The sequence below is a fragment of the Leifsonia sp. HAY1-4F genome, from assembly GCF_056755275.1.
In genome coordinates this window covers 15,723-27,478 of the sequence record NZ_JBNDHX010000048.1, presented here as the reverse complement: position 1 = coordinate 27,478, position 11,756 = coordinate 15,723, and the positions used below count along the sequence as shown (strand labels likewise).

Below are 11,756 nucleotides of genomic sequence, written 5' to 3'. Positions count from 1 at the left end.
GGTCACGCCGATCTGCCAACTCGAGGTGAGTGCCGGACGGCGGTTGAGCGGGGTCGGACCCGGCACGGTGCTGAGCCGGGTGCCGGCTGGAAGCGCGGGATGCGGCGCATCCGAGTCCGGGGACCCGGGCCGCAGCACGTCGCCGGAGAGAAGCGCGCGGCCGGCATGTCCGCCGAACCCGCCGAGGGTGAAGGTGGAGGCGCTCCCCAGATAAAGGGGAACGTCGATTCCGCCGCGCACGGCGAGGTACGTGCGCAGGCCCGGTCCGGCAGTCGTCCCGAGCTCGAGCGTGGAGTCGGCGGGGATGGCGATCGGCTCCCACAGCCCGACCGGCTCGCCGTCGAGGAGAGCCGGGATGGGCGCACCCGCGAGGGCGATCAGGGTCGGCGCCGTGAAGCGGAGGGTCGGGCCGGTCGCCGTGATCTCCAGGGCCGGTGCGCCGGCCGGGTTGCCGACGGCGAGGTTCGCCTCGGAGAGCGAGACCGCATCCATCGGGCCGCTCGGGGGCACGCCGATCTGCCAGTAACCGACTCGGCCGGGGAGGTCCTGCACGGTCGTCATCGCGCCCGCTTCGATCACCTCGATGCGCGGATCGGGGTCGGCGGTGACATCGAGGGTCGACGTGGAGTGGGTGGCCGAGCGCAACGTCAGGTCGTCCGTCAGCGAGCGGAGCAGGCCGAGGTTGGTGACGACTCCGTCGACGCGGCTCGCATCCAATCCCTCCCGCAGCAGGTCGAGCGCATCCTCGCGGGTCGGCCCGGCGGCGATGACCTTGGCGAGCATCGGGTCGTAGTAGGGCGACACGTCGAGTCCGGTCTCGATCCAGCCGTCGACGCGCACGCCGCTCAGCGCAGGAGCGCCGAATCCCGGGAAGACGGCCTGCGTGACCAGCCCGGAGCTCGGGAGGCCGTGATTCGAGGGGTCCTCGGCATAGACGCGCGCCTCGAACGCCGATCCGGAGGCCTCGAAGGCCGTCGTGAAGATCGCAGGGTCGACTCCGTCGGCGCCATCGCGGGCGAGCCGCAGCATGAGCTCGACGAGGTCGACGCCGTACGCCTCCTCGGTCACCGGATGCTCGACCTGCAGGCGGGTGTTGACCTCCAGGAAGGAGGCCTCCTCGCGCAGCGGGTCGTACACGAACTCGACGGTGCCGGCCGACCGGTAGTCAACGGAGGCGGCGAGCGCCTGCGCCGACTCGTGCAGCTGCCGGCGGATGCGATCCGGAAGCGCCGGCGCCGGCGCCTCCTCGATCACCTTCTGGTTGCGGCGCTGCAGGGAGCAGTCGCGGTCGCCGATGACGGCCACCCGCCCGTCTCCGGCGCCGAACAGCTGCACCTCGACGTGACGCGCGGGTCGCACCAGCCGCTCGAGGAAGACGCCGGCCAAGCCGAAGTTCTTCTCGCCGAGGCGGGTGACCCGATCGAATGCGTCGCGCACCTCCTCCACGGTGCTGCAGGCGTGCATCCCGATGCCGCCCCCGCCGCCGGTGGCCTTGAGCATGACCGGCAGGCCGATCCGCTCGGCGGCGGCCACGGCCTCGTCGGCATCGACGAGAAGGCCCGTGCCCTCGAGCATCGGGACACCGGCGAGGGACGCGAGCTCGCGGGCGGTGTGCTTCTGGCCGAAGGCGGCGATCTGGTCGGGCGTCGGCCCGATGAACGCGAGGCCCTCCTGTTCGACCCGCCGGGCGAAGTCCAGGTTCTCCGAGAGGAAGCCGTACCCGGGATGGATGGCGCCCACGCCCAGGCGGCGGCAGGCCGCGAGGATCGCGTCGATGTCGAGATACGACTCGCGCGCCGGCGCCGGGCCCAGTCGCACGGCCTCGTCCGCTTCACGGACGTGCGGGGCGGCCCGGTCCGCGTCGGAGTACACCGCGACCGTCCGGAGTCCCAGGTCGCGTGCGGTGCGGATGATCCGCCGGGCGATCTCGCCGCGGTTCGCGATCAGGACGGTGTCGAAGGCGCTCATGCGGCATCCGTTCGGGTGGTCGGTGCGGTGACGATCATCCGCAGCGGCGTGCAGTTGAAGTCGTTGCAGGGATTGTTCAGCTGGGGGCAGTTGGAGACGATGACCAGCACATCCCGCTCGGCCCGGATCGCGACGCGCTTGCCGGGAGCCGACAGCCCGTCCACGATCCCGAGGGCGCCGTCGGCCTCGACGGGCACGTTCATGAACCAGTTCAGGTTCGAGACGAGGTCGCGCGCGCCGAGACCGTACCGGGAGGCTTCGGCGAGGAAGTTCTCACGGCATCCATGCTGGTACTCGGTGTGCTGGCCGTAGCGGAGGGTGTTCGACTCCTTGGAGCACGCGCCGCCGATCGTGTCCTGGCGGTCGATCTCGTTGGCGACCACCGTCATCAGCGGGTGCCCGAGGTTTGACCGGAGGACGGACCCCTCACGGATGTAGGCGTTGCCCTGCCAGGCGAGGGTGTCCGGCACCGAGTAGCGCTCGTCCGTTTCGTGCGCGTCGTAGATCAGGCAGTCCGCCGATTGGTTGCCGCCGACATCCACGATGGTGAGGACGTGACCGGCCGGGACGATCGCCGACCAGGGCGCGAGGGGAGCGACGGTGTCGTCGCGGACGACGGCTCCGGCGACGGCGGGGCCGGCGGGGTCGAGCACGGTCCCGTCGGCGAAGGGCGGAGCGACGGGGACGGTCGTCCGCAGGGTGCGGTCGCCCGCGGTGCGGACGGTGGTCGTGATGGTCATAGTCCTCGCGCCTCCGCGTAGTCGATCGAGTTCAGGTAGGCGCGGTTCAGCTCGGGCGAGGAGGTGAACCGCGGGTCGTGCTCGCCGGTCGGAGCTCCCCGCCAGGCGTGGATGCGCAGCGGCCCGACGACGTAGTCCTCTTCCGGGTCGAGTGGATGCGGCACGTTCGCCACCAGGACGAGGAGCGGCAGCTCCGCGATCGGCTCGACGAAGGTCCCGGGACCGGCCGAGCCGACGAACGTCAGAGCCCCGTCCTCCTCGACCCGTACGCCCTGGAAGAAGGAGACGCTCGGCGGGAGGTCCCGGGGCGTCAGCCCGTGCTTCGCCGCCGCGAGCGTGAACAGGGCCCGCCCCGACGGTGACGGCCCCTGCGGAGCGGACGATCCGTACTTCTGGGCCGAGAACGCATCCGTCGTCGTGCCGCAGAAGGCGTCGTGCCGCCCGGAGGTGTCCGCCGAGACCGTCGCGAGGATGCGGCCCTCGCCGGAGAGCAGCGGGTGCCCCTCCCCGAGGTACGCCTGCCAGGGGATCTTCAGCGTGTCGGCGACATTGAGCCGTTCCCACGGCTCCAGCGCGTTATAGAGGAGGACGTTCGCGCACGCGAGTCCGCTCGGATCGTCGAAGCGGATCCGCGTGCCCCGGGCGAGCACCTTGTGCGTGTAGCCCCCGGGTGCGATCGTCTCGGCCCAGGTGAGCGCGCCGGGGTCGACGCCGCCGGGGATGTGCGGCGACGTCGACGCCGGCCGGAACGGCCGGTGCTCGGAGGTCAGGGCGGCCTGGGCCCGGGCGTCCGCCTGCGACGCGCACACTGTCGGTCTGGTGGAGGTCGGCGAGGGAGGGCATGGTGCGGGGTTTCCTATCCGTGCTGTCGATCAGGCGGTGCGGTTGGTGCGATGTCTCAGGCGAGCGACTGTCTCAGGCGAGCGACTCGGCGACCGAGCCGCCGGGCGCGGGCGTGTCCGCCACGACCGGCATCTCGGCTGTCACCGGGAGGTGCCCCAGCTGGATCGCGCTGTCGCGGGCGCGGTTGCGCAGGTGCACGAGGTAGCCCGCCACGAGGGTGACGCCGATGAACAGCACGGCGCTCCACTGCAGCCACCACGTCTTGCCGGTGAGGTCGTAGATCTCCGGGCGGGGCCAGGCGAGGTTGACGATCATCCCGACCTGGTAGAGCACCGCCACGATGTTCAACGGGATGCCCCAGCGGCCGAGCGTGAACGTCCGCTTGCCGCTCTCATCCACGCCGGACGGCATCCCGGCCCCGCCCTTGCGAAGCCGGGTGACGAGCAGGGGAACCGTCACGCCGAGGTAGGCGATGTAGAGCATGGCGATGCAGAGGCTGGAGAGAGCGGTGAAGATCGCGCTCTGGCCGAAGTTGATCGCGAGGGCCAGTGCCGCGCCCACACCGACCACGATGCTGGTGGCGATCGGGGTCCCGGTGCGCGGCGACACCTTCGCGAGTGTCCGCCAGAACGGGAGGGACCGCTCGCGCGCCATCGAGTACAGCATCCGGGAGCCGGAGGTCTGCACCGCGAGGGTGCAGGCGAACACCGCGACGACCACGGCGACCAGGATGAGCCGGCCGAGCACCGGGCCGAGCCGTTCGGTGACGACCCAGGCGATGCCGCCGGCCGTGAGCTTTCCGTCCGTGAGGCTGGGCGCGGAGACGAGTGTCGCGACGATCAGCAGCGCACCGCCCAGTCCCGAGACGACGACCGCTCGCACGATGGTCTTCGGGATGGTGCGGCGCGGAGCATGGGTCTCTTCGGCCAGTTCACCGGCGGAGTCGAAGCCGACGAGGACATAAGCCGCCATCAGCGAGGACGCCAGCCAGGCCCAGATGTACGGGCTGTCGCTGGGCGCCGCGCCCTGCGTCGTGAAGACGACCGACGCGCTCCGCCCGGGCAGGAGGAACAGGGCCACGACGACGACGGCCACTCCGATGATCTCCACGAGGACCCCGACGCTCGTCGTGATCGCCATCAGCCGCACGCTGACGATGTTCACGAGCGTGGTGATCGCGAGAAGGATGAGGCCCAGCACGACCGCGTTCTGGGCGCCGGTGGCCGAGGTGAGCGACGGGTCCGCGCCCGGCCCGCCGACGATCTGGAACCCGTCCCAGATCGAGGGGAGCACCGCCTGCACCGCGATCGCGGCGACGGCGACCGTCAGGATCTGGGCGATGATCATCACCCAGCCGGTGAACCAGCCGAACGTCGTCCCCGCCATCCGGCTCGACCACTGGAAGATCGCGCCGGAGATCGGCCAGCTCGCCGCCAGCTGCGCGAAGTTCAGCGCGACGAGCAGCTGGCCCGCGAAGACGAGGGGCCACGTCCAGAAGAACGCCGCCCCGCCGAAGCCGAAGCCGAGCCCGAAGAGCTGGAAGACCGTGGTGAGGATGGAGACGAACGAGAAGCCCGCCGCGAACGACGAGAAGGAGCCGACACCGTGGCGCAGCTCCTGCGCGTAGCCGGACGGGGGAAGCGGTTGTGGATCGAGAGCACTCATGGGAACACCTTCCGCAGGTGGAGCATCCAATACCTGTCAAGTGACAGGTGCGTTGATGCAATGCTCGATGCCCGCCGTTGCCCCCCGATTACTCGCGTGTTAAGTTCAGGTTTCGTAGCATGCGATCGGGAGGACCTGCATGACCGACAGCCACGTACCATCGTTCGAGCTTCTCGCGGCCCACTTGCTGGAGGACCCTGACCTGGATGTGTCGGTCACCGCGACCGGCCTCCACGTGCACGGGCGGCTCTTCGCCTACCTGGATGGGACCGAGCTCGCCGTCGACCTCCCGCAGCAGCGCGCCGACGACCTCGCGGAGCGTGGAGTCGCCACCTTCATCGCGGCCGGGCGCAGCGAGGCGAAGGGCGCCTGGGTGCGGATCACCGACTCCCAGGACTGGCCGGAGCTCGCCGCCGAGGCGCACCAGTTCGTCGGGGAGCCTGCGGTCGGGAAGGACTCGTGACGCACGCGGGCGACGGTTCCGCGCCCCCGCCCGGCTGGTATCCGGACCCCTACGGCTCCGGAGTGCTCCGCTGGTGGGACGGCATCCGCTGGAGCGAGCAGCTCGCTCCGGCGCCGTATCCCGGCGCGAGCTCCGGTGCACCGTACGTGACCCCCGAGCGTCGGCAGCTTCCGCCGGACACCCCCGTCTACACGGTGTGGATCTGGCTGGTCGCGCTGCTGCCGCTGCTCGTCGGCATCGAGCTGTTCCTCATCCATCCTCAGCTGAGGTTCCGGGTGACACCGGACGGTTCCGCGGTCATGAACCGGGACCCGATCGCGATGCTCGGCGGCCCGATCTACTTCGTGGTCATCGCCTTCTCCTGGCTGCTGCAGGCCGCGATCGTGGTGTCTGCGTGGCTGGACTACCGCGAGTTGGGGCGCCGGGGCGTCGACCGTCCCTTCCACTGGGCGTGGGCGTTCCTCGCGACCGTCGTGTACCCGATCGGCCGGACCGTCATCGTCCGCCGCGTGGCCGGTGGCCGCGGGGCCGCGCCCATGTGGGTCTCGATCGCCGTCGCCGCGGTGACGATCGTCCTCGCGACGATCTGGTCCGTCATGCTGGTCACCCAGATGCTCGACACGATCACCCAGCACCTGCCCGCCGGCACCTGACGACCGGATTCGGGTCGGCCGGGATCGTCCGTTATGATGGCTCTCGTGCGTCCGCTCGCGGTCGCGCTGGAGACGTCGCATAGTTCGGCCTAGTGCACCACCCTGCTAAGGTGGAGTCCCCGTAAGGGGACCGAGGGTTCAAATCCCTCCGTCTCCGCCAATAAACGTGCTGGTCAGCGGTGTTTTTTAACCTGCCGAGTCGGCTAGCCCCCACACAAACCCCACAGGCTTCACGGTCTATGTGGGGCGTCCGACATCCAATGGCTCGACAAATGGCAACATTGTTGGCTCTTGTGAAGGCGGCCCGCACGCGTGGCTGAGCCCTAATCGGTCAGCCCAGCGAAGTCGCTCCGTTCGTAGTAGAGGTTCAACGCCTGCTCGAGGAATGTGGTAATCAAGCCGGCAGCCTGGCTCAGTTTGTGGCGATCCGGGATGCTGACTCGGATGTGCCCAACGGTGGCCTCAACCGTGCGAAGCCTGGCGATATGTGCGCGCTCCCCATGAGCGAGCCCACTGAGATCAAACCAAAGCCGGACGGCCCCGGCGTCGGGGTTGTTGGCCAACGTGTACCACGGCTCCGATTCGATGCCCTCCGCGATGCTCGTAACATCGGCTTGCAGTCCTGAATCGAACTCGACGCCGACGGATGCGAACTCGGCATCAATTGCGTTCAACGCGGCTTTGGCTGCGCGGGCTTCCGCGACGAGTTGATCACGGGAAGCGCGCGTCGGATTCCGTCTGATCGCCTTTGTTGCACTGGTCGCCGCCTTTTGAGGGCCGGTTCGGGCGGCCACCCAAGCACGCTGCATCCTCGTCACCGCTTCGTTCGGGGTAAGCAACCAAATCGCATGGAGCGCGTTGTCAAAGGCGGACCTCAGCAAGACGTAGTCGGCGGGTACATGAAATTGGTCCATGTCCCACAAACTACCCACTGCAAGCACAGCGTCGAACGCGTTATTTATCAAACCAATCGACTGCGCGTAAACGCCGTTCACCCCCGGCACTGTCGCTTCATCGGCAGCGTATGCGGTGGTCGAGTCTGGAACGGTCTGGATCGACTGTTGAAACCGTTCCAGCAAAGATCGCCAGTATGCAGCCGTCCGCTTCAGCAGGTCGACATCGTCTACAGACTGGACCACAGTGGCCTCTTCAGTGCTTCGTCATCCTGAACATTGCTGAAACCATAGGCCATCTGCGCTGCGTGGTTCAGGAAGGCGACGAACTTTCGCATTTGCGGGGCAGCGGCATGCCGAAAGTCGATCGAGACCGGCAGGGCGAGCTAAATGCGCCCAGTGCTTGTCGGTCCGCTCTTGGCATTCCCAATCCACCCAGTCTGCAATCTCTGCTCTTTGGGCTGTACCTTGCGGTCGCTATGGCTAGCAGGTCGCGATCACGGGGTTCCCATCCACGACCAGGGCGTGCTCTTGACCCAGATCCTTCGAAAGGCGGTCTCGGCTGCCTCTCTCTGACTTGCGGTCTGGTTCGCCTTTGACTTTGAACAGTGGCGACGCGACGGGCGACGCGAAGCTCCTCGAGCAACGGTTGAGCAGGTCACGAACGTCAGTAGCGAATCAAGCCTGAATATGCCTGTTTCGGACGGCAAGGTGGCTCAGGGCATGACGACGCCGTCGTGAACGATTCAAGACTTGACGTACCTGTGTTTCCTGACCGGATCGCTGGCCACGGCTAGGGTCGGGTCATGGAATATGACGCCCGATTCGGTAGCGCTTCACTTAGTCAGCTGGCGGACCTGCTCGGCGAGAGCGAAGAGCAGGTTCTCGCCGACGCGATCAGTCGCGTGGGCGATGGTGCAGCCGTCCGTGGCTGGCTGAGGCCCGATGCAGTCTCGGCGGTGCTTTCGGATTTCACTCCGCCGAAGCCACTGCAAGACGCCGAGCCGCTAATCATCAAAGCGTTTCGACAGGCAAAAGAAAGCGATAAGTCCGAGTGGACATCGATGGCGATTCCCGTATTCAAGAATCGGATGCTCCAGCTTTCGTCGAAGGGGTTTCGGGAGGCTGATTTTGGTTCGCCCAACATTTGGCACTTCGTCACACTGTTCCCCGACCTAATCGCGACGGAAGGCGTGCGTCCGCACGAGCGGATAAGGATGATGGAGCCGTCGCGCATTCAGCCCGACGAGCGAGAGCAGCCGGCCGCACTTGATCCGGTGGGACTTGGGCGTATCCGGCAGGACCTCTGGCGAGCATTGTTCGACTACAGCTCTAACGAGGTATTCGTTTGGGACGAGGCTGCCGGCCGAGCCCGCGTGCGCACTGACTCGGATTCGGACTCGCTGCCGATTGTTCCAACCATTTCGGCAGCCGATATGGACAAGCTGCGGGCAGAGTTTGTGAGTCTTCAGGAGAAAGTCTCCGATTACGACGCTGGCCGACTCGACGAGTGGGCTGCTCGTGGGGGCCCCACAGTGGCTCTCCCGAGGTTCTTCCGAGGGCTGTGGAACGCGCACCTCAAGAGTCACGCCGCAAACACGCTCCGAGCGTTCTTCCTGAGCGAGAACCTCGATGTACCTCATGACCTGATAGCGAGGGCTACCGCGTCCGTTGAGCCAGAGCGCGAAGTTGAGCGCGTCCGACGCCTGGCGCACCGTTATGTCGACGCGATGACCGCAGACGAGTTGTCGCGTCTTTCGTTCGAGATCGCAGTGGTGCTCCGCGTTCAGCTTCATGGGGAAGGGCGGTTGGTATGACCGCTTTGGGGGTCTGCATCGTGGCGCCCCCCGCGTCTGGTGTCCCCGGTGCGTGCACGTCGGCCCAAGCGCGCTGGATTGCCGAGTTGCGTGGCATCGCGTCCGTCCGGGGACTCAACGCCATCATCTTTCGTACGATTCCCCGTTCGAGCCAGAGGCGCGATGAGCCCGGGCGGCGGCTTTACGTCCTCGAACCATGGGATGCCGATCGCCTCTACAAAATGATCCATCGAGGCAGCTACGCAGTTTTTCAGGCTGGCCCAGCTCGCGTACGGCTCGACCCCATCCGAGAGCTCTCATCCGCGACGTCGATCGCGTTGGCGAGGCTCGTCCGATACAAGAGTTACTTCGCTCAATTCGACGGCCATACGTTGCCGACGGAGTTGTATGCGCAGTTTGATGCGTGGGTTGACATGGTCCACATAGACACACCTCGCGACTGCAGAGTTCTCCCACTCCATATGTTTGCACCGGGCCGCGACTGGCCAAATCTGACTCCGGTCAGCGGGCGAGAAGAATTCGAACGTGTGTATGGCAAGCCAAGCCATCGCGAAGACGAGGATCTCCGGGCCTGGCGTTCCCCTACCGCGATGCACGGCCAGGAAGCTTTAGTTGTTGCGAACTACGCGTTGCCGACGGGATTCCATTGGGATGTCAACGCAGCTCGGACGGAATCGCGTATCGCATCGCTCATCGAGCGGTGGAAGTTTCCGCGTAATTCGTACGCGAACATAAGTCCGGACGGACATATCCGCGGCGGACAGAGTAGCGGCGTGAGTGCCCGCAGGGAGGGAGTCGCTCCGAGACCACCGGAACCGGAGCCACATCCTCGTACCAGATCGACGCGTCGCCGGAAGCGCCCTGACGGAAAAAGCCGATAGTTGCGGATTCTCAGGATGGCAACGTAATCTTGGAGGCGATCCGGCCTGCTTGCAGGTTGGAAGGACGGCGCGGACTGATCCCCGCGCCTGAAGACACCAAAAATAGACGAACGCGAGCAAGCCCCGGTTGTTTCGAGCCCTGAATGCTATTCAGTCGTGGCCGGGAGGACCTCGCGTAAGCGTAACTGCCGCTGTTGGTTGTCCGGGATAGGCTCGATCTATTCTTCAAGTGCCCCGCATTTTGCGGGGCACTTGCGATTTGGGCCCCGGCCATGCGGGCGCAGCACTTTAAGTTTCACTCCTCGGGCGCTAACCGGCTCCAGTGCTGCCGTGCGGCCTGCAGCGCTTCAGCTGACGGCTCGGCGTTCCATGACTCTCTCTTGGTCTCTTGGATACGCGGTTTGGCCGGGCAACCAGGCGTCCGGAACTCGCGCTCCTGCCTGGCTGTTCGAGCCGCGCAATCCGATAAGCAACCCGCAACAAACACTGTCGGCCAGGATGCTTTCGTTGCTCGCTTCAAGACGACGCTCACTTGTACGCGCCGCGCAGGCCAAGCCCCCACAGAAACCCCACAACTGTACTAACCGGGGGTGGTGCAATGTAATCGAAGAAGCGCAGAATCCCGCGGTTCCACTGCATTCTCGAGGCGGACTAAGGAGCGCCGTCAGGGTTCAAATCCCTCCGTGCCCGCCAATAAATGCCGATCACAGGCAATTTCTTCGGCTCGAATCAGTGCTATTCGAGCTCTTTCCGCTTTCAGCAACTGCTCTCCAGGAGAGCGCTGGGACAGCGGGATTGTCGTGCTTGCCCACGCTGCCGGCCAAGCAGGGTGTACGAGATCGCAAGTGCCTATGCTCGGAGCATGCTTGATCTTCATCGGCTGATCCTGCTCCGTGAGGTGAAGCTCCGCGGCAGCATGTCCGCGGCCGGGCGCGAGCTCTCCTACAGCCACTCGGCGATATCACAGCAGCTCGCACTCCTGGAGAAGGAAGTTGGCGTCGCCCTGCTCGAGAAGGTCGGACGGAACGTAAAGCTCACCCCAGCAGGGGAAGAGTTGGTCCGGAACACTGACGCGATTCTCGCGGCGGTCGAACGCGCGGAGGCGGATCTCGCATCCGCACACGAGCGCCCACAGGGGATCGTCGATGTCGCCGCGTTCGCAACGATCAGCCGCACGGTGATGCCACAAGCGCTGGCTGCGCTCGCGAGGGACTATCCCGGGCTCGACGTTCGATTGCGCCGGCTCGACCCTGAAGAGGCAGTGGTGCGCCTCGCTTCCAGGCAGGTCGACGCCGTCATCACGGACGCCTATCCGGGCACCGAGCGCGAGGCAGCGGGCTTTCACACGACAGTGCTGGGTGACGACCCGATCAGGGGGTACCTCCCTGTGAATGTCGCGGACCCTTCGATGGACGTACTTCGGACGGTCCGATGGGTGATGGAGCCGAAGACAGCGGCTTCGACTCAGTGGGCCTTGCGGGTGTGCCGCGAACGCGGGTTCGAGCCGCTCGTGGCCTATGAGTCGTCCGATCTGCTCTTCCATCTGAGAATGGTGGAAAACGGCCTCGCGGCGGCGTTCATTCCGGACATCGTCGTTCGTGAGGCGGGGTCGCCCCTCACTCCGAGCGACGCGCTTCCGACAGACCAGCAGCGGAGCATCCTTTTCCTGGTCAGAGCCGGTTCCGAGCATCGACCCGCCCTGATCGCCATCCGCGAAGCGGTGAAGAGCGCTCTCGTCGTGTAACTGATACTGACGGATTGTTGTTAGCAACATTCGCTTTTCATTACGAGTACACGTTCGTAGCCTTGATCTTCAGGAGCCGTCCTGGCCCG

General features: G+C 66.2%; 9 protein-coding genes and 1 tRNA gene. 5 read left to right on the top strand and 5 right to left on the bottom strand.

Annotated features, from left to right (window positions below):
• The 4 genes from ACPYOG_RS10775 to ACPYOG_RS10760 all read right to left on the bottom strand — a co-directional run.
• A partial coding sequence (locus tag ACPYOG_RS10775) for an ATP-binding protein (protein WP_481294225.1) occupies positions 1 to 1,968 on the bottom strand: 1,968 nt, incomplete at its 3' end.
• Positions 1,965 to 2,708: an urea amidolyase associated protein UAAP2 gene (locus ACPYOG_RS10770; protein WP_481294224.1), complete on the bottom strand. Its 744-nt coding sequence runs from the start codon at positions 2,706 to 2,708 to the stop codon at positions 1,965 to 1,967. The genes ACPYOG_RS10770 and ACPYOG_RS10775, both read right to left, overlap by 4 nt.
• Positions 2,705 to 3,517: an urea amidolyase associated protein UAAP1 gene (locus ACPYOG_RS10765; protein ID WP_481294223.1), complete on the bottom strand. Its 813-nt coding sequence runs from the start codon at positions 3,515 to 3,517 to the stop codon at positions 2,705 to 2,707. The genes ACPYOG_RS10770 and ACPYOG_RS10765 overlap by 4 nt, the downstream gene beginning before the upstream one ends.
• Positions 3,518 to 3,623: 106 nt before the next feature.
• Positions 3,624 to 5,216, bottom strand: a complete 1,593-nt coding sequence (locus ACPYOG_RS10760) for an APC family permease (RefSeq protein ID WP_481294222.1) — start codon at positions 5,214 to 5,216, stop codon at positions 3,624 to 3,626.
• Positions 5,217 to 5,355: 139 nt separating this feature from the next.
• Between ACPYOG_RS10760 and ACPYOG_RS10755 the strand changes: the two genes are divergently transcribed.
• The 3 genes from ACPYOG_RS10755 to ACPYOG_RS10745 all read left to right on the top strand — a co-directional run bounded on the left by ACPYOG_RS10755 (position 5,356) and on the right by ACPYOG_RS10745 (position 6,492).
• A complete protein-coding gene (locus ACPYOG_RS10755) occupies positions 5,356 to 5,679 on the top strand; it encodes a hypothetical protein (RefSeq protein ID WP_481294221.1) in 324 nt (107 codons plus the stop codon).
• Entirely contained in the window at positions 5,676 to 6,332 is a 657-nt protein-coding gene (locus tag ACPYOG_RS10750) for a DUF2510 domain-containing protein (protein ID WP_481294220.1), read from the top strand. The genes ACPYOG_RS10755 and ACPYOG_RS10750 overlap by 4 nt, the downstream gene beginning before the upstream one ends.
• Before the next feature lie 68 nt (positions 6,333 to 6,400).
• Positions 6,401 to 6,492 (top strand) — tRNA-Ser (locus ACPYOG_RS10745).
• A 163-nt stretch (positions 6,493 to 6,655) separates the two neighbouring features.
• On the opposite strand, the gene ACPYOG_RS10740 is transcribed toward ACPYOG_RS10745, so the two are convergent.
• The gene (locus tag ACPYOG_RS10740; RefSeq protein WP_481294219.1) at positions 6,656 to 7,471 is read right to left on the bottom strand and encodes a hypothetical protein; all 816 of its coding nucleotides are present in this window, start codon (positions 7,469 to 7,471) and stop codon (positions 6,656 to 6,658) included.
• A 560-nt stretch (positions 7,472 to 8,031) separates the two neighbouring features.
• Between ACPYOG_RS10740 and ACPYOG_RS10735 the strand changes: the two genes are divergently transcribed.
• The gene (locus tag ACPYOG_RS10735; protein ID WP_481294218.1) at positions 8,032 to 9,042 is read left to right on the top strand and encodes a hypothetical protein; all 1,011 of its coding nucleotides are present in this window, start codon (positions 8,032 to 8,034) and stop codon (positions 9,040 to 9,042) included.
• Positions 9,043 to 10,785: 1,743 nt separating this feature from the next.
• Complete coding sequence (locus tag ACPYOG_RS10730; protein ID WP_481294217.1) at positions 10,786 to 11,667, top strand: LysR family transcriptional regulator; 882 nt, start codon at positions 10,786 to 10,788, stop codon at positions 11,665 to 11,667.
• The last annotated feature ends 89 nt before the right edge of the window (positions 11,668 to 11,756 follow it).

What these genes read in the sequence shown, in the direction of transcription:
- ACPYOG_RS10735 (WP_481294218.1), top strand. Translation starts at nt 8,032, where the DNA reads ATGGAATATGACGCCCGATTCGGTAGCGCTTCACTTAGTCAGCTGGCG.
- ACPYOG_RS10770 (WP_481294224.1), bottom strand. Translation starts at nt 2,708, where the DNA reads ATGACCATCACGACCACCGTCCGCACCGCGGGCGACCGCACCCTGCGG.
- ACPYOG_RS10760 (WP_481294222.1), bottom strand. Translation starts at nt 5,216, where the DNA reads ATGAGTGCTCTCGATCCACAACCGCTTCCCCCGTCCGGCTACGCGCAG.
- ACPYOG_RS10755 (WP_481294221.1), top strand. Translation starts at nt 5,356, where the DNA reads ATGACCGACAGCCACGTACCATCGTTCGAGCTTCTCGCGGCCCACTTG.
- ACPYOG_RS10730 (WP_481294217.1), top strand. Translation starts at nt 10,786, where the DNA reads ATGCTTGATCTTCATCGGCTGATCCTGCTCCGTGAGGTGAAGCTCCGC.